This window comes from Spiroplasma endosymbiont of Villa modesta (assembly GCF_964030925.1).
In the GTDB taxonomy this organism is placed as follows: Bacteria; Bacillota_I; Bacilli_A; order Mycoplasmatales; family VBWQ01; genus Spiroplasma_E.
The window spans coordinates 255,920-279,133 of the sequence record NZ_OZ034992.1 but is presented as its reverse complement, the minus strand read 5'-3'; the positions used below and the strand labels follow the sequence as shown (position 1 = coordinate 279,133).

The following is a 23,214-nucleotide window of genomic DNA, read 5'->3' as shown; positions in this document are numbered from 1 at the left end:
CCCCATAATAAGCACTTGTACCAATCATTGCACAAATAGGACTTATACCAGTTCTAATTAATTTAGTTAAAGTATAATTTGATTGATTTTCTATATTTGGCATTTTAATCTCCTTTAATTTTCTAATTTTTTAATTGTTACTTTAATTCAACCTTGATAAACATCATTATCACCAACTATTAATGCAACATTACTTTCGGGGTCAGAAACAATTATGTGTTTTGATTTAACATTTGGGTATTGTCTTAAAATAATTGCTCTAATATCATTACTTGTATGAATTGCTTTTGGAAATGGTGATAATATTTCAATTTCATCTTTATTTTCAAACAAAGTAGGTAATATTATCATTAATTATTCTCCTTATTTTTAATTTGATTAGAAATTTCACTTAATATTTTCAATATTTTATATTCATTTTTTAAATCTTTAATTATATAAATTAAAAATATTATTAGTGTTATACTTGTTATTAATATTGGTGCTATTAATAAAATTTTTCATAATATCATTTTTTACTCTTTTCATTTTTTAAATCATTTAACATTGATTGAACAAAATGCACGATTTTTAGGAATGTTTAAAGTGTTAAAGATTTGACCAGTTACAATAATTTCATCGTTTTTGTTTAATAAAATACATCGGTTATAAAGTTTTGGTTTATTAAAAATTAAAGTAACATAATTTAATCCATTTCATTGACCACGAACACTATAATATAATTCCTTATTACCTTTTTCGTAATATTTTGCTTCAATAGTGTTACTCAGTTTTACTGTTAATTTGACATAATTTTCTTTATCTTTCATTTTTATAATTTCCTTAAATAATTATCAAAAATTAATATTTTTTTATGATTTTTTAAATAATATTGAATATGCTTATAAGCATCTTGTTCATGTTTTGTTAATTTTATATTTCCTTTATAATTTGTTATTTTATTTTTATTTTTTGGGTGGTTTTCTAGATAATCTCAGTTGAAAACATCTTGTACTAATACCATTAATGCACCAATAATTTTAGGTGTTGCTAATGGATTAGTTAATAATTGTTTTGAACTTAAAAAGAAATTTTCTACAATAACTAATATTTTTTTATCAATAAATTTTTCTTTAATTAATTGCATTTTTTCTTTATACATATTTTTAGTTCATAAAACAGTTAATGTATTAAATGTTTCATTAAAAACAATATTATTAGTTTCACTTGAATATATAACCATTCCATTACTACCTATTCCTGCTGGGTCAATACCAATAATTAAGTCATATTGCATTATTATTCAAATTCACCATTATCGATTTTTTTAATTAATGAATAATATATGGCATCAACATTTGCACTTCTATATCCATCATTTTCAATTTTATTTTCTAAATATGTAATGAATTTTGCTTTATTAAAAGAATTATGGTATGGAGAATCACAAATTCCAGTAGTATTTTCAGTTAAACTTTTACATGTAATACATCTAGTCATTATCAAATTCACCATTTTTTATTTTTACTAATAAAATATTTAATTCATTAAATAATGATGAATCAGCACGATACAAATTTTTATCTAACATTATTTTTTCTAATTCTTTAATTAATTTTTCTTTATATTCATTAATTATTTCTTTTTTAAAATCTTCTTTTAATTTTTCTATATTATTTAAATGTTCTTCTGTTATTTCTTGATTACGTTTTTTATTATATTTATTAATAATTTCTTGGTCTTTATAAGAAAATATTTTTTGTTTATTCATATTTATATCTCCTACTTAATCTAACATTTAAAATACAGTCATAACAAATTGCTTTATTATTTTTGTCTCTTAAAAAGTTTTGTCTTGTTTTTATATCATTAGTATTAAAGAATAAATAATCTAATTTATGTTGTTTACAAGTTCAACAAAAATACTTTTTTTGCATAATTAATCACTTCTACATCAATCACAAACATATCCAAATGGTTTTGTATAATCCAAATGTTCATCAATATCATAATCATCTTCAAATTTTCTAATATCATGTTGTTCTGCTTCTAATTCTGTTTTAAAGCGATAAAGCATTTGGATTTTGTCATCTTCATATAATTCATTACATTCAACACATCTTTTTCTTCTTTTTTTAATTTTTTTATCAATCTTTCTTAGTGCTTCATAATCAAGAATTTCTATTACCATAATAATCCTTTCCTAATATGTTCTGTTGCTTCTAGCATAAAGAACATATATTTTGATTTTTAGGTTATTAATAATACTACTATTCGTTTTATTCATTCCAGTAATTCTGGGCTCAAAAATAAATTGTGAAATTTTAAAAAGAAATCGAGGCATTCGATTCAATATTTATTTAATTTGTGTTAAACAAATTAATATTTTAATTGAACCGGCACCGCTCAATTTTTTTTACAAGTTTGAAATTTATTTTCTCGCCCAAAAAAATTTTTTAAAAAAAAATAAAAAATAAAACCAACACTTGCTCACTGGGGAGTGGCAAGGTTGGTTAAATAAAGAATAGAATTAATACAATAGGTCCCTACAACAGGTCTATATATACTAGTTTCCAATTCGCTCCCACCCCAAGAATTACCATTAATGGTTAGTATATTTTATTAGGTATCACTCCACTTTTTATTTATCCATGCAAGTCCACATGCTAGCTACTATTTTTAACAACTGTGTTGTAGTTCACTTTTTTAGTTCCTTAACACGTGTTGATAATAGTATTAAAGAGGGTTATTAAAAATTTTAAAATTTTACAATTACAAAAAAAGACAAGATTATTTCTTGTCTTTTTCCTTTGATAATAATTTTTATTTTATCTTATAAAATCTATATTTTTTAAAATACGTCGAATATAAATTTAAGGGTAAAAGAGAATTTAATTTGTCTATCATCATTTTAAAATGGTAATTTTGAAAAGAATTTATTTTTATAGTAATTCATCTTCCTACTTTTTTGGGAACCTCCCTTTCATTTTCATTATCATCAACTAAATCATCATATAATTTAATTTGTTTTAATAATGTAAATTCTTTTTGTTGTTCAATTAATTCATCAACTTGATTTCTAGTATAAAATGCTTTTAAGTCAATTTTTTCAACATCTATTTCATCATCATTATAACTTGAAAATATTTGTTTTAATTCTGTTAATCTTGCTCATATTTTCATTCTACTAGGTGCTAAATCTCAAACATTAATCGTAGGAGTACTATTTGCACTAAATTGAGTACCATTATTAAATTGAATAGTAGCATCAACATTAAATTCAATTGGTGTACGATTAAATACTCAATGTTCAACCATAACATAAACCATATCTCTTAATGTTTCTTTAATTAATTCATCTTTAAAACTATCAAAAGGAAATTTAGATAAAATAAAATCAAGATAAGCATTAATATCATTTTGCGCGCGAATAGCAAAAGTTTTAAATCAATCATTAACATTTGGTCATGTTTTTATATATTGCTGTGGTGTTTCTGTAATTTTTCCAGTTAATGGATATCAGTTATTATAATTTTCAAGACTGACATCAGTTCAAAGTTTATTAATCATAATTTATCATTCCTTAAAAAATGCTTGTTTATAATGATGAGTATGTTTTTTTGTTTTTTTATGTGTTATATGTTCAATTTCTTTTTGTATTTTATTTTTGCCTTTTTTTAATTTTTTCTTACTTTTTGCTACAACTTGACTATATGCAAACTTTTCTAAATGATGTAATAATCCAGTACCAAATAAAGTATTTACTGAAAATTTTAAACCAACATTTTTAAATGATTTGTTAATATTTTCAATAGGATTATTAATAACATTTACTACTTTATGATAAGTTCTTATTATTCTAAATATTTCTCTATATACTTTAAAACTATCTTTAATTACTTCTTGAACAACTGGCGGAGCAAATGCTATTGCTTTTAATCATTTATTATGATTTACTCCATAACCAATGTATCAACCACTATATCAACGATATCAATGAAATGGATGTATTTGAGTAACAAAAGTTTTTGCTTTAAGAATACTATCAACAACTGTAATTGGTTTATATTTAGGATTGCGATGATAAATGGTAATTGCACATTTATCTAATGACAAAGGTTGAATTTTACAACCCATAAATACTGGTGAATTTAATGGAATTAATTGTGCATGTTTAATTGCTCTTTTTTCTGCACTAGTAAATAAATCAGTTACTTTTTCTTTTAATTTATTAATTTTTTCAAATGCTTGTTTTTCTAACTTTTCAAATTTTTCTTGTAATTTATATATACTTTCTCTTATTTTTTCAAAATATGGTGTATCTTTTCAAAATTTATTTAAACCTTTTTTTAAATAAAATCTAATATCAAAATATTTAAAACTTTGATTTGCTTTTAAAACAAGTTGATGAATAACATTATTTTTAAAATTAAATTTAATAGCATTAGCACGAATTTTTTGTAAATCTAAAATTAAAGTTTTTCCATATCTATTTTCTGTATGTATTGTATGAACTAAATTTAATCAATCATGCTGATTCATAGATAGTACTTTTTTTAAATCAGTATTAAATTTTTTTAAAAAGTTATTTGCTTTTTCAATATCTTTAATTTTAAATTTAGGAGTTAATTGTGGACTTAATTTTATTAATGTATTTTGTAATAATAAGTGTTCTTTTAACTTTTGTGTTTCTAATTTTTGAAAATTATTTTTATATTGTCTTTCAGCAACATAACCTAAATCTCGTAATACTGTTTCACGATTAGGAGTAAAACTATAATTCATTAAATAACGTTTATTACCAATAATTTTATCTGTTAAAATTTCTTTTCCACTTACTTGATTAATAATTTCTTGTAAATTTTTGGCTTCTTTAATACCAACTTGTTCTAATGTTTTAGTTTCTTGTGCTAGTTTAATAAATTTAGTAGTACGATAACCACGACTAATTTTATTAAGTCCAGCAAATGCAGGTAATAAATTTAAGAAAGTATTTAATTTTGTTACATTTCCTTTTAAATAATCATAAACTTGATTAATAGTAAAATCAGTTGTAGCATAAATACCAAAATTAATAGTACTTGCAATAAAATCACTTGCACCTAATCCAAGGGCTACACTTTCACTTAATCCGCCAGTAAAAGGAGCAAGTGCTACTGCAATTACTTGTACACCAATCATTTCTAAAATTTCTCATCAAAAACTTTTATTTTCTTGTTGGTTACTTGTTCTAGTATGTTTTGGTTTATTTATGTTTAAAAGTATTGCTGTACTAGTTGTACCAATTGGCATGGCATTTAATTTCCTTTATTTAAGAGTTATTTTAATTGGATTTGTTGAACCTTTATAATTTAAATCATTAACATTTGAAGAAATAACTATGTATAAGTCACCCGCTTTTTGTTTTTGATTACTTACATTAGTTTTTCCTTGTGCATCACTAAAATATTTAATAGTTGGATTTGTTAAATTTGGATTTAATGATTTAAGTTCATTAATACTTTTTATTTGTGTATTTAATTCATTGTTATTGTTATTAACATTTGCAGTAATATTTGTTGTTAAAACTGTAATTTTAGTTTTTAAATCATTTTTTTCTGTTTTAATAACTCCACATAACATTCATCTTGATGTTGTTTCATTATTAGAAATATATGGTATTGCTTCTCCAACAACTTCACCAGCAACTTTATATGCTCTTCCTGCTTTATCATCTTTAATAAAATCTACATAAATAACTGTATTTTCTATCATGTATCTTTTCATCGCTCTTGGTGTTGCTAAAATAAAGGTCATTAATTGTTGTTCATTTTTATCATTAGTAAAAATCATATAGTCATCAAGAACGATTTCGCATAATACACCTTTTACATATAAATTATTTCCATTTAAACGTAATTGTTGTGCTAACTGATTATCGGTAATTAAACCTTTATTATCAGCTAAATAAACTAAACTATCATAAAGACCATTAGTAATAAAAAATTTACTATTTGCAATGTTTCTAAATTGAAACAAAGTATTTCAAGCAGATAACATCGATTTTAAATAGCCTACTGGTGTTGTATCTTCAATATCAATTTTAGTAGCAAATTTTGCAATTGCTTGTGTATCATCAATTGCTAATTTATCTGCTAAATCATTTGCAACTTCATATTGCATACTATCTAATAAATTTTGTCCATTATTTGCTTTTAAATCTACATCTGCAATAATTTCTCCTGCAAGATATTTTTTAGTTATTTTTTTACTAATTTTATCTGTATCAACATATGGTAATTCATATCTTTTACTTTTATCATCCCAAGCAATAATTTTTACTTCCGGTTTTTTTGGTTTTTTAACAATAAATTCAATATTTACTGAGTCAACAATTTCAGTAGGAAAAAAGTTTGCCCATGGACTATTTGAAATTTTAAAAAACTCTATAAATTCTGGTGCTTCTACTAATCTCTCTGTATTGTCTAAATTTTGATTAAATGGTACTGACATTTTATTTCTTCCTTTCGTTTATAAATAATTTTTCTTTTTATAATTAATTAAAAAATTTTCTTTATCATTTGTTTTATTATTAATAATTATTTGTTTATTGCCACCTGTATTAATTGTTTGTTTAAATACTGGTTGTTCTTTAATCATTTTTTTAATAGTTTCTTCAATTTTTGAATTTTCTATATTACTTGTTTTAAATTTTAAAAAATCATAAAATTCAGTTTTAACTTGATATTTTTTAAATATATTAATCATTTCTTTTTCTTTAATTTCTTGATTAAGTTTATTTAACTTATTTTCTGCTTCATTAACTTTATTTTCTATTTCTTGTTGAGCATTATTTTCATTTAAAGGTTCAGTTGTTTGTTGAACATTATTTTCATTTTCTAACATTTAACATTCTCCTAATCTTATCCCAATAATCAATCTTTAACTAATTGTGGCATTTCACTTATTAATTTTTTATAATCATTAACTGCGTTTTCTAATGTATCAATATCAGAAAATTTAAAACAATTATCAATATGTAAATCAAAATCTCTATCAATACTGATATCTTGTTTTCTATATTTTTCATTAAATTCAATTTTTGTCATATTATTTTTCTCCTTTATTAATTTTTTCGTTTAATTTTGCTAATTTTTTTTGATGTTTTATAATTTTGTTATTTGCTCTAACATGTTTTGGAGTTGTGATAAATCTTTTTAATAAAACAATAATTTCTCTGCAAATTAATGTTCCAACACTTGTTCCAATAATTATTAATTCATGTAAAAATTCTTTCATTTCAATATTTTCCTTTCAATTATTTATTTTTTAATTATTCATCAAATTGACCACCATTAATTCTTTCAATCATCGATTTTGAATTACTTATAATAGTTACTAATAAAGAAATTTCTTTATTTAATTGTTCCATCCTTTCTTTATGTGTTTTTATTTCGTGATTATAATATTCAATTAATTTTTCTTTATTCATAAATTACTCACCTCCTTTATAAATTCATGTGATTATAATCTCAATTTAATGAAGCATTATCGTGATTTAATGCTACTTTGCTCATATTATCACTACCGTATTGACTAGTTGTTTCACTATTAATTGTGAATCTATTATCATTTACTAATCTTACAGTTTCATCATTAAATGATGTTTCTTGCATTTCTTGAATATGATTTGTAGTTTCCATAGGTAGTAAATTATGGATTATTTCACTTGCACCAGCAATAATAGTAGGTACTGCATAAGCATTCATAAAATCATTATTAATACCCATAGCAACCCCACTTGATATTAAACAACCACCAGTTGCCATATTACAAATCTTTCTTATTGCTTCAAATTTATTAGGTATTAACTCAGTTAATCCACTAATAAGATTTGAAATACCATAAGTATTTAATGAAATATAAGTATCTCAATCCATTAATGACTGATGTTCTTGTTTATTTAATAGTAATCATGGCGGACCTTCTGTTGTGGTTGTAGTAGTTATTGGAATTGGTGTTATTGGAATAATAGGATTAATATTATTTTCTGTTCATTTACTATAATTTGCTAAACCAATTGTTCCTAATCCTAATGCTATTTTTTTAGAACTATTAATTAATTTAGTTTTAGTATTTGGTCTTTGATTTAAATTTCAAATATCTAAACCTAATTTTTTACCAAATAATAAACTATTAATTGAACCTAATATTGGTTTAGCAATTACTTGACCATAATAAGCACTTGTACCAATCATTGCACAAATAGGACTTATACCAGTTCTAATTAATTTAGTTAAAGTATAATTTGATTGATTTTCTATATTTGGCATTTTAATCTCCTTTAATTTTCTAATTTTTTAATTGTTACTTTAATTCAACCTTGATAAACATCATTATCACCAACTATTAATGCAACATTACTTTCGGGTTCAGAAACAATTATGTGTTTTGATTTAACATTTGGGTATTGTCTTAAAATAATTGCTCTAATATCATTACTTGTATGAATTGCTTTTGGAAATGGTGATAATATTTCAATTTCATCTTTATTTTCAAACAAAGTAGGTAATATTATCATTAATTATTCTCCTTATTTTTAATTTGATTAGAAATTTCACTTAATATTTTCAATATTTTATATTCATTTTTTAAATCTTTAATTATATAAATTAAAAATATTATTAGTGTTATACTTGTTATTAATATTGGTGCTATTAATAAAATTTTTCATAATATCATTTTTTACTCTTTTCATTTTTTAAATCATTTAACATTGATTGAACAAAATGCACGATTTTTAGGAATGTTTAAAGTGTTAAAGATTTGACCAGTTACAATAATTTCATCGTTTTTGTTTAATAAAATACATCGGTTATAAAGTTTTGGTTTATTAAAAATTAAAGTAACATAATTTAATCCATTTCATTGACCACGAACACTATAATATAATTCCTTATTACCTTTTTCGTAATATTTTGCTTCAATAGTGTTACTCAGTTTTACTGTTAATTTGACATAATTTTCTTTATCTTTCATTTTTATAATTTCCTTAAATAATTATCAAAAATTAATATTTTTTTATGATTTTTTAAATAATATTGAATATGCTTATAAGCATCTTGTTCATGTTTTGTTAATTTTATATTTCCTTTATAATTTGTTATTTTATTTTTATTTTTTGGGTGGTTTTCTAGATAATCTCAGTTGAAAACATCTTGTACTAATACCATTAATGCACCAATAATTTTAGGTGTTGCTAATGGATTAGTTAATAATTGTTTTGAACTTAAAAAGAAATTTTCTACAATAACTAATATTTTTTTATCAATAAATTTTTCTTTAATTAATTGCATTTTTTCTTTATACATATTTTTAGTTCATAAAACAGTTAATGTATTAAATGTTTCATTAAAAACAATATTATTAGTTTCACTTGAATATATAACCATTCCATTACTACCTATTCCTGCTGGGTCAATACCAATAATTAATTCATATTGCATTATCAATCAAATTCACCATTATTGATTTTTTTAATTAATGAATAATATATGGCATCAACATTTGCACTTCTATATCCATCATTTTCAATTTTATTTTCTAAATATGTAATGAATTTTGCTTTATTCATATTTATACCTCCTACTTAACCTAATATTTAAAATACAGTCATAACAAATTGCTTTACTATTTTTATCTCTTAAAAAATATTTTCTTGTTTTTATATCATTAGTATTAAAGAATAAATAATCTAATTTATGTTGTTTACAAGTTCAACAAAAATACTTTTTTTGCATAATTAATCACTTCTACATCAATCACAAACATATCCAAATGGTTTTGTATAATCCAAATGTTCATCAATATCATAATCATCTTCAAATTTTCTAATATCATGTTGTTCTGCTTCTAATTCTGTTTTAAAGCGATAAAGCATTTGGATTTTGTCATCTTCATATAATTCATTACATTCAACACATCTTTTTCTTCTTTTTTTAATTTTTTTATCAATCTTTCTTAGTGCTTCATAATCAAGAATTTCTATTACCATAATAATCCTTTCCTAATATGTTCTGTTGCTTCTAGCATAAAGAACATATATTTTGATTTTTAGGTTATTAATAATACTACTATTCGTTTTATTCATTCCATGAAAACTGGGCTCAAAAATAAATTGTGAAATTTTAAAAAGAAATCGAGGCATTCGATTCAATATTTATTTAATTTATGTTTAATAAATTAATATTTTAATTGAACCGGCACCGCTCAATTTTTTTTACAAGTTTGAAATTTATTTTCTCGCCCAAAAAATTTTTCAAAAAAAATAAAAAATAAAACCAACACTTGCTCACTGGGGAGTGGCAAGGTTGGTTAAATAAAGAATAGAATTAATACAATAGGTCCCTACAACAGGTCTATATATACTAGTTTCCAATTCGCTCCCACCCCAAGAATTACCATTAAATGGTTAGTATATTTTATTAGGTATCACTCCACTTTTTATTTATCCATGCAAGTCCACATGTTCTAGCTACTATTTTTAACAACTGTGTTGTAGTTCACTTTTTTAGTTCCCTAACACTTGTTGATAATAGTGTTAAAGAAGATTATTAATTATTAACTTTCTCCTACTTGGTCACTGCGTGTAGTAGATATTTAAAGAGTATTAATAATAAAAATTTTAAAATTTTACAATTACAAAAAAAGACAAGATTATTTCTTGTCTTTTTCCTTTGATAATAATTTTTTAAATGTATATTTTTTAAAATACGTCGAATATAAATTTAAGGGTAAAAGAGAATTTAATTTGTCTATCATCATTTTGAAATGGTAATATTCAAAAGAATTTATTTATCTAGTAATTCATCTTCCTACTTTTTTGGGAACCTCCCAAAATTAATTAAAATAGTAAAAAGATTAGAAAAAAAATAAAAGTTACCTTATTGGTAACTTTTTAATTAGATTGTGGGGGAATTTAATAAGTAATGGTTGTAAAAACAATTATTTCTATAAAAGATAAGAGTGATAGTATTAAAAATATAGTACCAATAATGGTTTTTTTTTCTTTAAAATTTATTTTTTTATTTTCATTTACAGAATGACAAAATAATAATACACCAGGTATTAAAGTAAACACTAAAAAAAGAGCGCCTAATATTGCTAATTTAAGTCCTAAAATTGGAGTTATACTTACTAAAAATATCATAAAATTATTCCTTACTTTTTTATTTTAATTCTAACATAATTATCTTGGGTTAAAAACAATTTTTGATATATTTAATTTATAGTATTTATAATATCTTATGTATTGTATTAAACCTGAAACTGATTTTTCACTAAAAATTCCAAGTTCTAATTGCATAATATTAGGTAATAATTGTATTTTTCACTTAAATTCTTTATCAGATAAATCACAAAAACCTAATAGTGTATCTTTTTGATTTTCAATACTTTGTGTAGCAATATTATCTTCAATTTTAGTTTGCATGTAGGTACTTTGAATATTATATAAATTATATTCATTTCTATCAATCTCTATGCCTATTTTACCATTCCCATAATATCCAGCATATAATCCATGATATGTTATATTATTGTCTTCATAATATTTTAAATTTAGTGGTTTATTGTATATTGATAATTCTTTTAAATCTCTTGAAAAAATAAAATTTTGAATTTTAGACGGTTTAAAAATTTCTGTTGTAGAACAACCATCTGACTGATGATTAATAAATTCATCTGTTTCATATTCATAATGTAAATATACATCTACACTTTTATAATATCTTTTTAAATCATTAAAAGTTTTAATTAATAATGTAGGGTCTAAATAATCTTTAAAATTAATATTTACTTCTAATGGTTTAATTTTTGGAACTACATTTTCTACTCATTTATTATAATCTCATATTAATTTATCGGTGGTTGGCCCTTAATTACTGGACCATTTTTGATATAAAATTCTAAATTTTAATTTGTAAAATTGGTGGTTTTAGAAATTTAGAATGTATTCTTTCATAATTATAAAACATAACATATTGATTTACATCATTTATAGCTTCATTGATGGATAAATATTGATTTGATCCTTTAGGTAGTCATTCTTGAGATAAATGAGAAAATCAGTTTTCAGATAATACATTACCACCAATATCATAAGGTTGTTTTTTGCTTAAAATTATTTGTTTATCCTCTGCTCATTTTGTGATATCCTGACAATAAAATTCGTTGGCGTTATCTGAATGTAAAATAACATTTTTTACTTGATTTCAAGAAAATTGTTTGTTGATTTTTTCAAGAGCAGGAAGAATTAAATCCTGATATGATTTATTAGGAGCAATATTATAACTAACAACATTATTTGAATAAAAATCAATAATTACAAAAAGATATAATCATCCTTCTTTAGTATTTATTTGTTTAGTGTCCATTGATCAAATTTGATTTGAAGAGGTTGTACTTTTATAATCTTTGTTTACTTTATCCATTGTAGGTATTCACTTATTTGGATTTTTTTGTTTTTAGGATAGTTATTTTTAGTTTGTTTTAATCCTTGAATATTGTGTTCTTTCATAATTTTTCGCATTTGTTTTATTGATAATTCTATATTTAAAATGATATTTTTTTCTTGTTTTAATCACTCTTTAAAAGCTGAAAAAATTCTTAAATATCCATAAATTCTGCCTTTTCTTGTAGAATGAAATTCGATTAAAAGTTGGCATATTTTTTGATATTTATGATTGCATTTAATAATATGATTTTCTTCTTTTTTAATAGGTTTTTGTTTATTTTTTAAAAAGTAATATGTTGATCTGTTTAATTGAAGATATTGACATAGGTTTCTAATTGAATATTGATTTTTACAATCATCAATAATTTTAATTTTTTCTTTGATATTTAATTTGTTAATTACTAATGCTATTTGTTTAATTTTATCCATTAATAAAAATCCTTTCAGGTTAAAATTAGTGTTAATTATATAACACAATTGTTTTTAGAATACATTCAGGTTTTTTAAATTAATGGTCTAGTAAAAAGGGCTAAGTGGCAAGTGGCTATCAACTAATTCTTCTAAATCATTAATTTTATCTTGTTTTAAATTATGTTCATTTAATTTTCAATTTGAATAATGAAATAATTTAAACATTTGATTTTCTTCTATTGATTTAATTTGTTCATTATTACATTTCATAATTTCTAAATTAAAAGGTACACGTTTATTCATATATTCAATAAAATATTGATAAATATTATCTGGATTACAACTTCTTATTTTAATAGTTTTTTTAGCATTACCTAATGCAAAAGTAATTGCTTGAAATTCTGCTTGACTAAATTCATTTGCTTCTTCACATCATTCAATTGCTAAATCAAAACCTTTTATTTCACTTCTAGAAAGCCCTTTAAGTGGTATTCTATCATTACTATTACTATATACACCCACATAACTCTAATAAATGATTTACTACCTTTAAAACGAAAATCTGCTTGTTTATTTGGATATTTTAAAGTAAAATCTTTATAATCAAAACCAATATTAATTAATGCTTCATCAATTTCTTTTGTTAATTCATTAATATCTTTATTTAATTTTCTAAAACAATATATAGCAATTGATTTATTAACTTTAATTGAAATAGCAATTAATATTGCTAATTCTTCTGCAATACTATATGTTTTACTTGAATAACGACTTCCACTTAAATTATATTCACTATGAGTAAAATCACTTTTATTTAATAATCAATAACTAATTTCATGTAAATAAGTAAATTCTTTATTCATAATATTATTCCTGTAATTCTTCTAATTTTAAAAGTTGACCATATCTTGTAGGGTCACTAACAATAGCAATGGTATCATTTTGCATTTGTAAAGAAATTATTATTCTATCATTAACTTTATCTCAATATAATGTTTGAACATCAGTATTCAATTCACCGTATAAAAATTCTTTAGACATAAAAGCAAATTTCTTATTACTTGATTGACTTTCAAAATTATAATAAATTTTATATTTAGTATTTGATTTAAAAGTATATTTAATATGATTTATATTAACTTTTGTTCCTACTTCTTTTCATTGTGGAATATTTGGAGTTGGTGTTGGAGTATTTGGTAATTCAATATTAATCTCATTATTTTTTAATTCATTTATTTTTAAAGTATGACTTGTAATTTTTATAGGTTGAATAATATCTACTTTAACTGTATTTTGTAATTCTTCTAGTGAAAAAATATTTGCATATTTTTCATTTCCACCTTCTAAAATTAATTGTCATTTATTAATATCTAATAATTGTAAATATAAAATACCTTTTTCATTATTAATTAAACCTTTTGTAAGAAATATTTTACTTCCATGTATTCCACCTAAATAATTACCTGTTTTAAATTCTACTGTTATTCTTGTATTTACTTGATGAAATGGTGGAGATTCCCATGTAATAATTACTCTATAAAGAGTATTAAAAGCAAGATTAAAATCACCATATTTACGATTATTTATACTTTTACCTATTACTTTTCAATTTTCTTTAACTTGTTTTTTATTTATTTCATTAATAGCACCAACAATAGTTTTATTAGTAGTTTCTAATCTATCATATCTATTATTAAGTAATAATGAAATAGCAAGAGAACTATTTGAAACATCATTTATTCATAATTGGTCTCTATCATCTTTATATGTAAAATATCCTTTCATAAAAACAGATTTTTTATAATAATCAGATAAATCTATTTTACCACCAGTAGCACTAATAACTTTCTTTTCTTGACCTTCTTTACCATCAACTAATTTCATAGTATCATTACTAAAATATTTAGTAAATAATTCAATTGTTGTTAAATTATCAAATGATTTAATACCAGTAGTATCAATTCATAATTGAGTTCCAATTAAATATTTAGGATTTTTAGGATATATTTTTACTCTTGTATCATTTGTTTTTAAATTTATTAATTCTAAATATCTTGTAAAAGGACTATCTTCACCATAATTACTATAAAAATTACTAAAAAAATCATTTCTTTTCATTTCTTTTAGGTAAAACATCTAAATTAAAACCAGTAATATTTGGATATTCTTTAATTTTTCTTAAACAATTAAATACTTCTGGAACAATAAAATAAGGGTCAGTAGGATTAGTTTCACTATAAGTCATACCACCTTGACTAATACTTGATTGACCACGAATATAATTACTATCTTTTGTTAATAAAAATCTAACATAATATGCAGTTGCAGTTTGTATTTCATCAGTAAATTCTGTTAATGTAGTTTCTGGTCATTTTTTTGAAATAGAATGTCCACTTAAATAATCAATATTATTACTTGCAACTGAAATAGCAAATCAAATTTCATTATCTGGTGTTGTAGTATCATCAAATTCTAATTTATTAAAACCTTTTCAATTTTTAAATTCTTCAATTGTTATAAACATTAATGGTTCTTTAATAGCCATAATAATTTACTCCTTAATGTAAAATAAAGGGTATTTAAACCCTTTAAATTTTAAATTTAGTTACTTTTTTTTATCTTTTTCTGATAATTCTTTTTTAGAAGCTCTTTGACTAATAATAGTATTTTTAAATACTTCTTGCTTTTCTTCATCATTATTAAAACTATCTAAAGATTTAGCAATTGATGTAGTTTCTAATTGTAATTGAGAATTTATTTGTTTAATATTTGCTTTAATAAATTCTAATTCTTTATTATTTTTTAATTCTTTTGCTAAATTTGATTGTTTTGATTTTTTAATAAATTTTGATAAAAATAATAAAACAATAGTTACAATTACTCCACTAGCAACTGCTCCACTTAATACTGCTGATATTACTGTTGTAGATAAATTCATTTTTTATTCCACCTTTTCTTTTTTTATTTTTCTTATTTCTTTTTCTATTTTTGGTAAATATCAAATAATAATTAATATTAAAATTAGTATTATTTTAATTATTAAATTTAATATAAATTTAATTCTTGATGGTGCTTTATTTGGTAAATGATGTAAACCAAATCCACCAATACTAGGTACAATTGTTAATCATATTGCATTACCTCAATTATGTTTTCAATCTACATGTTCCATACCTAATTTTGTAAATGATAATCATTTAGGTAATATTATTATTTGTGGTAATGTACTTCATAAAGTAATAATTAAAGATATTAATATAAATGATAATAAATTAATTGAATCTAATTGTTTTTTTCTTAATTTTTGAATATCATTTAATAAACTAAAATCATATATTTTTCTATCTTTAATATAATCTCTTCTACCACGAGTAAAAGGAATTAAATAACTTGTTTTTCACTCTGGTTTTTGAATTTCCATTTAACCACCTACTTTCATGTTTTATAAAAATTAGAATTTCTTTTAATTTTTATATATTTTCTTGTATGTAAAGAATTTTTTAATAATTGTTTTCTTTCATATCTTCATTGATTACTTCCTATTTCATTTTTAGATAAATTTTTATATTCTTTTAATTTAAAAAAACCTTTTTCTAATTTATTAATAAAATGCATAGTTTTTTGAACATTAATATTATTTGGATAAATTACACTAGTATCTTGTGAACCATAATATTTACCTTTTTTTGATAATTCACTTTTAACATATTTTCTTAATTGACTTGGTAATCATTTTCTATTTCAAAATTTTCAAAATATTGTTCCAGCACCAGAACCATTTTTACCTTTTGCTTGTGTCATTAATATTCATATTTCTTGTGGAAATGTTGGATAAGTATATGGACCATATCATATTTGTCTTTTATCATTATCACTTTGAAATAATGTTGTTAAAGTTCCAATTTTTAAATTTTTATTATCAACAATAAATCTTCCTTTTTTAAATCATGAACTTGATAATACTTCTCATGCATTATTTGGTATTTCTTCTTCATTTTCTTTAAATAAATTATTAAATTTATTAACATAATTTTTAACTGTTCTAATTTCTGTTGGCATAATATAATTTTTAAAACTATTTATTGGATTTTTAAATTTATTAATTTCATTTTGTAATATAGATAATTCACTTGGTTTTAATATACTTGTTAATTTTTTAAGTATATTTGGATTAAAAACACTATATGGTTGATGTATTTCTTTTTCACTAATATTTTCACTATCAAATACTGCTTTTAATGATTGATTTTTATAATAAGTTTTTAAAGCATTTATTAATGCTAATTTAATATCATTACTTGCTAATGCATAATATATTCATTCAATAATTAAAGGTAACATTATAAACTCATGTGATTATAATCTCAATTTAATGAAACATTATCATGATTTAATGGTACTTCACTCATATTATCACTACCATATTGACTAGTTGTTTCACTATTAATAGTAAATCTATTATCATTTATTAATCTTGCAGTTTCATCATTAAATGATGTTTCTTGCATTTCTTGAATATGATTTGTAGTTTCCATAGGTAGTAAATTATGGATTATTTCACTTGCACCAGCAATAATAGTAGGTACTGCATAAGCATTATTAAAATCATTATTAATACCCATTGCAACACCACTTGAAATTAAACATCCACCAGTAGCCATATTACAAATCTTTCTTATTGTTTCAAATTTATTAGGTATTAATTCTAGAATTCCATTAATAAGATTTGATATACCATAAGCATTTAAACTAATATATGTATCTCAATCCATTAAATGATTATCAGTAGTATTTGGATTACTAAATAATAAATCTGGTGGAAATGGGTCAATAGTAGTAGTTGTTATTGGACTTTCAGTTGGATTAGGATTAATGGAAGAATTAGTAAACTTACTATAATTTGCTAATCCAATTGTTCCTAATCCTAATAAGATTTTTTTAGAACTATTAATTAATTTAGTTTTAGTATTTGGTCTTTGATTTAAATTTCAAATATCTAAACCTAATTTTTTACCAAATAATAAACTATTAATTGAACCTAATAATGGATTTGCAATTACTTGACCATAATAAGCACTTGTACCAATCATTGCACAAATAGGACTTATACCAGTTCTTATTAATTTAGTTAAAGTATAGTTACTCAATTGTGTAGTCTCAGCATGTTGTTGTGGCATATTTATTTTCTCCTTTTAATAATTGATTAGTTTTTTTAATTTGAATTCTAACTGTTCCTTGACAATTTATATTATTACCAACACATATTGCAAAATTATCATGTACATCACTTACTATAAAATAATCATTTCTTAATTTAGGATATTCATCTAATAAAATTGCTCTAATATCATTACTAGTAGTTAAATCTTCTGGTTTTGGTGAATAAATAATAATATGTGCTTTTTCATTAAAATATTTATAAATATATTCCATAATTATTTTTTAGTAAATTCTAAATTTACTACTCCATAATAATCACTATTATTACCAGTCATAGTTGCACTTGTTGATTTAATATCAAATTTTGCTTTACCTTTTTCATAACCATTATTACCAGCATTTATTATTGCATTTTCTAATTCATCATTAGTAGGTTTATCACCAGCCATAGTAATTTTTCCTAAATTTCTATAATAAATAACATCTTCTAAATTTAATTTATTAATATCATCATATAAAGTTGATTGATAAGTTGCATTTTCATTTTTAGGATTAGTTAAAAATCTTTTGCTCTTGCTTCTTTTATTTCTTCAATTGTAGGCATAGTTGGTCTAATTAAATACATTAAATTTGGTCTAATAGCACTAGGTAATGCAAATAAACATTTACCAATAATTTTAATATTATCTGTATCATTATCTAATTTTTGTCTTATTTTAGTAAATGAAATTGGCATACCTCACATATATCTATTAACTACAAAACCATGTGTATTTTTTAAACTATAATCTTTTTCTAAATGCATTGCTTTTTCAGTATCATGAATAAATTCTTGTTCTAAATAAAAACTTTCTCAAAATTCCATACCAGCAATTAAACTTGTATATCTTCTACCATATGCTAATGTATCTGCTGAAATTTGACTATAATTTAAAACAGTAAATGCTTTTGATAAACCTAAATTACTATCAATTCCAGTTGCTCCCATTAAATCTTCTCTATTAGTTCCTACAGTAATATAATTAACTAATTTAATTAATTTATTATTTCTTGCTCAAATTTTATAATAAGCTTCTTTTGCTTGTTCTGCATTCATATTAATTAAATCTAAAGGTAAGACTAATGATTTAGCAATAGCATAATCTTGAATACCATTTAAAAATATTAATTCTAAATTTTCACCTAAATTTCTCATAAATGAAGCTGTTCAATTTGAAACAATTTGTACTGCAATATCTTTTGGTGATTTCATAAATCTTTCAATATCAAATTCTGGAATTTCAAAATCAATTGTTAAATATTTATTAATTTCTAATTTAGTTGTATAAACATCACCTTTTTGTCTTTTAGTACCATTTTTTCAATCTCATGTTGATCCTCATAATACACGAACTGTAGCTCTATAAAATGCTATAGCAACTCCAGCCATTTCACCAATTTGAGTAGCACTACAAGTTCCACGCATATACATTGTTGATTTTTCACTTGTTAATTCACCACGTACTTGTGCTTCAAGTACACTTAAAATAGCATTTTCAGTAGGATTATTACCTTTAATAAAAAATGCTTCAGGTATTTTTATAGCTCCCATAATAAAACTTCTTTCTATTTACTAATAGATTGAAAAACTTCATTTCTAGTAATTTCAACTAAATCTTCTAATTCTTTTTGATTAGTCATTCCTTCTGTTTTTGCTTTATTTTTTAAATCTTGAGCAATTTTAAAATGGTCTAATGAATTATTATGTAATTTTAAAATTAAATCAGTAGGATTAATTGAATTATCTTGTTGTTTATTTTCTTGTTTAATAGGTTCTGATTTATCAATTAAAAAATCTTTATAATCTTCATTTATTTTATTAAATGCTTCTTGTTTAGATAAAGATTTATAATTATCAGTATTCATTAAATTTTTAATTAAATTTACTTTTTTAGTATCTTTAATATTTGAAAATAATTGTTGCTCTTCAAAACTATTAATTTTATTTTCATATTCTTTTATTTTAGTTTCATATTCACTTAATTTAGGTTCAATATCTTTTTTACTTTCAGCATATACTACATTTCTATGTTGTTTTAGTAAATTTTTAAGATCATCTAAACTATAATTCTCTTTTTCATCAAAAGTAAAATCACTCATACTTTTAATCTCCCTTTATTAATTTTTAATAATTCACTTGGTTAATAGGTCACTTTTATATATGTTAATTTAACATATTCACTTTATTAAAGTATATCATTTTTATCCTTTAAAATAAAGAAAAAAACCTATATTTATTATAGGTTTTTAATCATTATTTTCTATTTTTCTAGGTTCACAAATATTAATAATTATATTACTTTTTGAGTTATTATCTTCTTCATTAATATCATATTCATTCGGATAACTAACTTGTCAATGTTTATAAATTATTTCTGGTTTTACTAATGATTTTTCTAACATATGAGTTGAAATTATCGCTCTTGCATTATCATAATCTTTAATAAATTTTTTACGTCATGGATTGCTTCTACGTCGGCAATCATAAACAAATTTTCTATCAATTCCAAGTGCATTATTTAATCCTTGTGGAGTTAATATAACCTTTTTAGTTCTTAAATAATTATCAATTTGAGTTTTATAATTAACACTTAATTTTTCACCATATTTTTTTTCTTTTTCTGGCATATTATATCACCTATATTCAATATTTATATACTAATTATAACATTTTAAGCAAAGTATATTACAACACTGAACAATTAATAATTGTTATACTAAAAATTATGTATTTAGAAAGGAATAATATTATGATTTTAATATCCGAAAAACTTGATAATTATCAACATAAAATTAATCATGAAAAACAAATGTTATTAGATTATGATAATAAAATATTAAAATATGATAATTATTGATTTTTAAATGAATATGATAGAAGTAAATATAAATTAATAAAACGTAGAAAACATTTAATAAAAAGTGAATTTGGATTATCATATTTACCATTAAGAACATATAAAAATAAATTAACAAATGAAATTATAACTCCAACAAGAACATATATTGATATTGATAAATATAAAAATTATACAAATTGAGTTAATAAATTAATAATATTGAATGCAGATTTAAATAATATTACATATCCTATAATTAAACATAATTTAAAAATAAGTATATCTTTATCAACTATTTGTAGAAGATTAAAAAAAACTACTATATTTGTTCAAGAATTACCACAAGAAAAAATAAAAATATTACCAACTGATTATATTTATATTCAATCAGATGAATCATATAATAATTTAATTGATAATAAAAAGAAAAGAAAATTTAGACATAGAACAGTAAGTATAAGTACAGGTTTTGATTTAAATAAATCTACTGATAATAGACATGTTTTAGAAAATAAATATATTTTTGTTTTATCAACTAAAAAAGGTCAAAGAATTACTAAAAAAGAATTTGGTAAATCTATAATAACTAATTTAGATAATATTTTTATTGGTTATACTAATGAAAATTTAAAATTAACTGGTGATGGTGCAACTTATCTTAAATCTACTGCTAATTATTTAAATATTGATTATGCTGTAGATAAATGACATCCATTACAAAAATTAAAACAATTATTTATTGTAGGAAAAGGTAAAAAAACAAAAGAAAATAATAAAAAATTAAATTATGCATATTATAAATTATTTTTAAATGGTAATTATTATAAATTATTAGATTATTTAAAAGAAAATAATGCTGATGAAAAAATATATGAATATTTTAAAAATAATAAAAAAGGTATTGAAAATCAAAATGCTATTTGAAATATTGGTTGTAGTGCTGAAAGTGATGTTTATCATTTAATAAAATCTATATCTAATAATAATGCAAAAATTTATTCAAAAGAAGCATTTTTTAATTTATTAAAATTAAAACAAGCAAGAATTAATAAATTAAAAGTATTTGTTTAAATTTATAAAATTTAATAATTCTAAACCTAAATAGTTAGGAATTTTTATTTTATAAAAGTTAATAAAATCTATATTAAGACTTGACATTAACCCTTTTTAGGGTTATAATATTTATAACAATTAATAATTTATTTTATCTTTTATTTAAAGAAAATTAAATTATATCCACATTTGAAATACGTTCGATAGAAAGTAAAGAGGTTGTTCAAATTGGTTTTTATAAAAATCAACAAGGTGAAATTCAAGTGGTTAAAATGCCAAGAATAATTGAAAAAGTACCTGACAAACTACCATCAGAAATAACATCTTTGAGAGAAATGTTTTCTGGTAGCTCAAAATTCAACCAAGACATTTCAAAGTGAAACACTTCAAAAGTGACAAACATGACATCAATGTTTTCTCTTACACAATCATTCAATCAAAATATTTCAAAATGAAATGTTTCAAATGTAACAACTATGCATAATATGTTTGGTGGTACATCACAATTCAATCAAGATCTTTCAGATTGAGATACTTCTAATGTAACAAATATGAGTTACATGTTTTACTATGCAGAATACTTTAATGGAAATATTTCAAACTGAAATACTTCTAAAGTAACAGATATGAGTTACATGTTTTGTAATGCTCTTGAATTTGATAAAGAGCTTTCAAAATGAAAAGTTGAAAAAGTAACAGACATGCGTAGTATGTTTGCTAGTGCAAAAAAATTTAATCAAGATCTTTCAAATTGTGATACTTCTAATGTAAAAGATATGAATTTTATGTTCTATGATGCAAAAAAAATTTAATCAAGATATTTCAAAATGAAATGTAGAAAAAGTCATAGAATATATTGACTTTTTCTGGAATTCAGGAATAACTGATGACAAAAAAATACCAAAATTCAATAACTAACTTTTTTAAATTAAATACTAAATTTTATTATATAAATTTAAATTATTTTTTAAAAATAATAATAACTAAAATTTAATGATATTTAATTGCAAAAATGAAAAATAATATTTGACAAATAACATTACTTATCCTATAATTAACAAGCATTCACAAAAGCAGCAAATAAGTATTATTAAGTTGCAAATAGTTTACCCTCAAAGATTATTCTTTTTATTAGTAGAATTTTTCTATTAATCTTAATAGTAACCAGTGCTGTTCTGGCGAATTGTAAACTATCTTAATGAGAACTTATTAAAGTCTCTTTGTGTTTGTATACATTCC

The 23,214-nt window shown here is 22.0% G+C and carries 40 protein-coding genes; 2 read left to right on the top strand and 38 right to left on the bottom strand.

The annotated features are described in order from the left end of the window. Positions 1-114: 114 nt before the first annotated feature. From AAHM89_RS01790 to AAHM89_RS01605, 38 genes are all read right to left on the bottom strand, one after another. Complete coding sequence (locus AAHM89_RS01790; protein ID WP_174480108.1) at positions 115-351, bottom strand: hypothetical protein; 237 nt, start codon at positions 349-351, stop codon at positions 115-117. Next, complete coding sequence (locus AAHM89_RS01785) at positions 351-512, bottom strand: hypothetical protein (protein WP_338978831.1); 162 nt, start codon at positions 510-512, stop codon at positions 351-353. Before AAHM89_RS01785 ends, AAHM89_RS01790 begins: the two co-directional genes overlap by 1 nt. 3 nt (positions 513-515) lie before the next feature. After that, positions 516-809: a hypothetical protein gene (locus tag AAHM89_RS01780; RefSeq protein WP_342265856.1), complete on the bottom strand. Its 294-nt coding sequence runs from the start codon at positions 807-809 to the stop codon at positions 516-518. Positions 810-811: 2 nt separating this feature from the next. Then, the gene (locus AAHM89_RS01775; RefSeq protein WP_342266774.1) at positions 812-1,276 is read right to left on the bottom strand and encodes a hypothetical protein; all 465 of its coding nucleotides are present in this window, start codon (positions 1,274-1,276) and stop codon (positions 812-814) included. Positions 1,277-1,278: 2 nt separating this feature from the next. Then, entirely contained in the window at positions 1,279-1,479 is a 201-nt protein-coding gene (locus AAHM89_RS01770) for a hypothetical protein (RefSeq protein ID WP_342266773.1), read from the bottom strand. Beyond that, on the bottom strand, positions 1,472-1,750 hold the full coding sequence (locus tag AAHM89_RS01765; protein ID WP_342265862.1) for a hypothetical protein: 279 nt from the start codon (positions 1,748-1,750) through the stop codon (positions 1,472-1,474). The genes AAHM89_RS01770 and AAHM89_RS01765 overlap by 8 nt, the downstream gene beginning before the upstream one ends. 168 nt (positions 1,751-1,918) lie before the next feature. Continuing rightward, positions 1,919-2,170 carry a hypothetical protein gene (locus AAHM89_RS01760; RefSeq protein ID WP_342266495.1) on the bottom strand — a complete coding sequence of 84 codons (252 nt, stop codon included), beginning with the start codon at positions 2,168-2,170 and terminating at the stop codon, positions 1,919-1,921. Between the two features lie 632 nt (positions 2,171-2,802). After that, on the bottom strand, positions 2,803-3,549 hold the full coding sequence (locus AAHM89_RS01755; RefSeq protein ID WP_342266772.1) for a hypothetical protein: 747 nt from the start codon (positions 3,547-3,549) through the stop codon (positions 2,803-2,805). Positions 3,550-3,552: 3 nt separating this feature from the next. Further along, positions 3,553-5,271: a hypothetical protein gene (locus AAHM89_RS01750; RefSeq protein ID WP_342266771.1), complete on the bottom strand. Its 1,719-nt coding sequence runs from the start codon at positions 5,269-5,271 to the stop codon at positions 3,553-3,555. A gap of 15 nt (positions 5,272-5,286) precedes the next feature. After that, entirely contained in the window at positions 5,287-6,471 is a 1,185-nt protein-coding gene (locus AAHM89_RS01745) for a hypothetical protein (protein ID WP_342266770.1), read from the bottom strand. Positions 6,472-6,489: 18 nt separating this feature from the next. Then, the gene (locus AAHM89_RS01740) at positions 6,490-6,864 is read right to left on the bottom strand and encodes a hypothetical protein (protein ID WP_342266492.1); all 375 of its coding nucleotides are present in this window, start codon (positions 6,862-6,864) and stop codon (positions 6,490-6,492) included. Between the two features lie 17 nt (positions 6,865-6,881). Then, complete coding sequence (locus AAHM89_RS01735; protein WP_281748210.1) at positions 6,882-7,067, bottom strand: hypothetical protein; 186 nt, start codon at positions 7,065-7,067, stop codon at positions 6,882-6,884. Between the two features lies 1 nt (position 7,068). Continuing rightward, the gene (locus tag AAHM89_RS01730; protein WP_174481134.1) at positions 7,069-7,257 is read right to left on the bottom strand and encodes a hypothetical protein; all 189 of its coding nucleotides are present in this window, start codon (positions 7,255-7,257) and stop codon (positions 7,069-7,071) included. A gap of 34 nt (positions 7,258-7,291) precedes the next feature. Then, complete coding sequence (locus AAHM89_RS01725; protein WP_342266539.1) at positions 7,292-7,450, bottom strand: hypothetical protein; 159 nt, start codon at positions 7,448-7,450, stop codon at positions 7,292-7,294. A gap of 16 nt (positions 7,451-7,466) precedes the next feature. Further along, complete coding sequence (locus AAHM89_RS01720) at positions 7,467-8,291, bottom strand: hypothetical protein (protein WP_342266769.1); 825 nt, start codon at positions 8,289-8,291, stop codon at positions 7,467-7,469. Between the two features lie 11 nt (positions 8,292-8,302). Further along, positions 8,303-8,539 carry a hypothetical protein gene (locus AAHM89_RS01715; RefSeq protein WP_339041654.1) on the bottom strand — a complete coding sequence of 79 codons (237 nt, stop codon included), beginning with the start codon at positions 8,537-8,539 and terminating at the stop codon, positions 8,303-8,305. After that, positions 8,539-8,700, bottom strand: a complete 162-nt coding sequence (locus tag AAHM89_RS01710) for a hypothetical protein (RefSeq protein WP_338978831.1) — start codon at positions 8,698-8,700, stop codon at positions 8,539-8,541. The genes AAHM89_RS01715 and AAHM89_RS01710 overlap by 1 nt, the downstream gene beginning before the upstream one ends. A gap of 3 nt (positions 8,701-8,703) precedes the next feature. After that, a complete protein-coding gene (locus AAHM89_RS01705) occupies positions 8,704-8,997 on the bottom strand; it encodes a hypothetical protein (protein WP_342265856.1) in 294 nt (97 codons plus the stop codon). A gap of 2 nt (positions 8,998-8,999) precedes the next feature. Next, entirely contained in the window at positions 9,000-9,464 is a 465-nt protein-coding gene (locus AAHM89_RS01700; protein ID WP_338978835.1) for a hypothetical protein, read from the bottom strand. Further along, positions 9,464-9,592: a hypothetical protein gene (locus AAHM89_RS01695; protein WP_342265855.1), complete on the bottom strand. Its 129-nt coding sequence runs from the start codon at positions 9,590-9,592 to the stop codon at positions 9,464-9,466. Before AAHM89_RS01695 ends, AAHM89_RS01700 begins: the two co-directional genes overlap by 1 nt. A 168-nt stretch (positions 9,593-9,760) precedes the next feature. After that, the gene (locus tag AAHM89_RS01690; RefSeq protein ID WP_342266495.1) at positions 9,761-10,012 is read right to left on the bottom strand and encodes a hypothetical protein; all 252 of its coding nucleotides are present in this window, start codon (positions 10,010-10,012) and stop codon (positions 9,761-9,763) included. 924 nt (positions 10,013-10,936) lie between these two features. Then, the gene (locus AAHM89_RS01685; RefSeq protein WP_342266768.1) at positions 10,937-11,167 is read right to left on the bottom strand and encodes a hypothetical protein; all 231 of its coding nucleotides are present in this window, start codon (positions 11,165-11,167) and stop codon (positions 10,937-10,939) included. Between the two features lie 39 nt (positions 11,168-11,206). Then, positions 11,207-11,449: a hypothetical protein gene (locus tag AAHM89_RS01680; RefSeq protein WP_342266767.1), complete on the bottom strand. Its 243-nt coding sequence runs from the start codon at positions 11,447-11,449 to the stop codon at positions 11,207-11,209. Between the two features lie 475 nt (positions 11,450-11,924). Further along, positions 11,925-12,449, bottom strand: a complete 525-nt coding sequence (locus tag AAHM89_RS01675) for a DDE-type integrase/transposase/recombinase (RefSeq protein ID WP_342266766.1) — start codon at positions 12,447-12,449, stop codon at positions 11,925-11,927. After that, positions 12,437-12,901 carry a hypothetical protein gene (locus AAHM89_RS01670; RefSeq protein ID WP_342266765.1) on the bottom strand — a complete coding sequence of 155 codons (465 nt, stop codon included), beginning with the start codon at positions 12,899-12,901 and terminating at the stop codon, positions 12,437-12,439. Before AAHM89_RS01670 ends, AAHM89_RS01675 begins: the two co-directional genes overlap by 13 nt. Positions 12,902-12,988: 87 nt before the next feature. Then, entirely contained in the window at positions 12,989-13,405 is a 417-nt protein-coding gene (locus AAHM89_RS01665) for a hypothetical protein (RefSeq protein WP_342266764.1), read from the bottom strand. Further along, positions 13,342-13,746 (bottom strand): hypothetical protein, encoded by a 405-nt coding sequence (locus AAHM89_RS01660; protein WP_342266763.1) that lies wholly within the window; start codon positions 13,744-13,746, stop codon positions 13,342-13,344. Before AAHM89_RS01660 ends, AAHM89_RS01665 begins: the two co-directional genes overlap by 64 nt. Before the next feature lie 4 nt (positions 13,747-13,750). Then, positions 13,751-15,001, bottom strand: a complete 1,251-nt coding sequence (locus AAHM89_RS01655; RefSeq protein ID WP_342266762.1) for a hypothetical protein — start codon at positions 14,999-15,001, stop codon at positions 13,751-13,753. Further along, positions 14,979-15,428, bottom strand: a complete 450-nt coding sequence (locus AAHM89_RS01650) for a hypothetical protein (RefSeq protein WP_342266761.1) — start codon at positions 15,426-15,428, stop codon at positions 14,979-14,981. The genes AAHM89_RS01655 and AAHM89_RS01650 overlap by 23 nt, the downstream gene beginning before the upstream one ends. 60 nt (positions 15,429-15,488) lie before the next feature. Next, positions 15,489-15,821 (bottom strand): hypothetical protein, encoded by a 333-nt coding sequence (locus AAHM89_RS01645; protein ID WP_342266760.1) that lies wholly within the window; start codon positions 15,819-15,821, stop codon positions 15,489-15,491. A 3-nt stretch (positions 15,822-15,824) separates the two neighbouring features. Continuing rightward, positions 15,825-16,304, bottom strand: coding sequence for a hypothetical protein (locus AAHM89_RS01640; RefSeq protein ID WP_342266759.1), 480 nt, complete (start codon positions 16,302-16,304; stop codon positions 15,825-15,827). Positions 16,305-16,312: 8 nt separating this feature from the next. Next, complete coding sequence (locus AAHM89_RS01635; protein WP_342266758.1) at positions 16,313-17,224, bottom strand: hypothetical protein; 912 nt, start codon at positions 17,222-17,224, stop codon at positions 16,313-16,315. Continuing rightward, the gene (locus AAHM89_RS01630) at positions 17,224-18,060 is read right to left on the bottom strand and encodes a hypothetical protein (protein ID WP_342266757.1); all 837 of its coding nucleotides are present in this window, start codon (positions 18,058-18,060) and stop codon (positions 17,224-17,226) included. The genes AAHM89_RS01635 and AAHM89_RS01630 overlap by 1 nt, the downstream gene beginning before the upstream one ends. Further along, a complete protein-coding gene (locus tag AAHM89_RS01625) occupies positions 18,023-18,316 on the bottom strand; it encodes a hypothetical protein (protein WP_342266756.1) in 294 nt (97 codons plus the stop codon). The genes AAHM89_RS01630 and AAHM89_RS01625 overlap by 38 nt, the downstream gene beginning before the upstream one ends. Positions 18,317-18,318: 2 nt before the next feature. Next, positions 18,319-18,492, bottom strand: a complete 174-nt coding sequence (locus tag AAHM89_RS01620; protein WP_342266755.1) for a hypothetical protein — start codon at positions 18,490-18,492, stop codon at positions 18,319-18,321. Between the two features lie 107 nt (positions 18,493-18,599). After that, positions 18,600-19,634, bottom strand: coding sequence for a hypothetical protein (locus tag AAHM89_RS01615; protein WP_342266754.1), 1,035 nt, complete (start codon positions 19,632-19,634; stop codon positions 18,600-18,602). 14 nt (positions 19,635-19,648) lie between these two features. After that, the gene (locus tag AAHM89_RS01610; protein ID WP_342266753.1) at positions 19,649-20,182 is read right to left on the bottom strand and encodes a hypothetical protein; all 534 of its coding nucleotides are present in this window, start codon (positions 20,180-20,182) and stop codon (positions 19,649-19,651) included. 147 nt (positions 20,183-20,329) lie between these two features. Beyond that, entirely contained in the window at positions 20,330-20,710 is a 381-nt protein-coding gene (locus AAHM89_RS01605; protein ID WP_342266046.1) for a hypothetical protein, read from the bottom strand. Positions 20,711-20,832: 122 nt separating this feature from the next. Between AAHM89_RS01605 and AAHM89_RS01600 the strand changes: the two genes are divergently transcribed. Next, positions 20,833-21,993: an Mbov_0401 family ICE element transposase-like protein gene (locus AAHM89_RS01600; protein ID WP_342266752.1), complete on the top strand. Its 1,161-nt coding sequence runs from the start codon at positions 20,833-20,835 to the stop codon at positions 21,991-21,993. Between the two features lie 254 nt (positions 21,994-22,247). Continuing rightward, positions 22,248-22,787, top strand: a complete 540-nt coding sequence (locus AAHM89_RS01595) for a BspA family leucine-rich repeat surface protein (protein WP_342266751.1) — start codon at positions 22,248-22,250, stop codon at positions 22,785-22,787. Positions 22,788-23,214 lie beyond the last annotated feature (427 nt).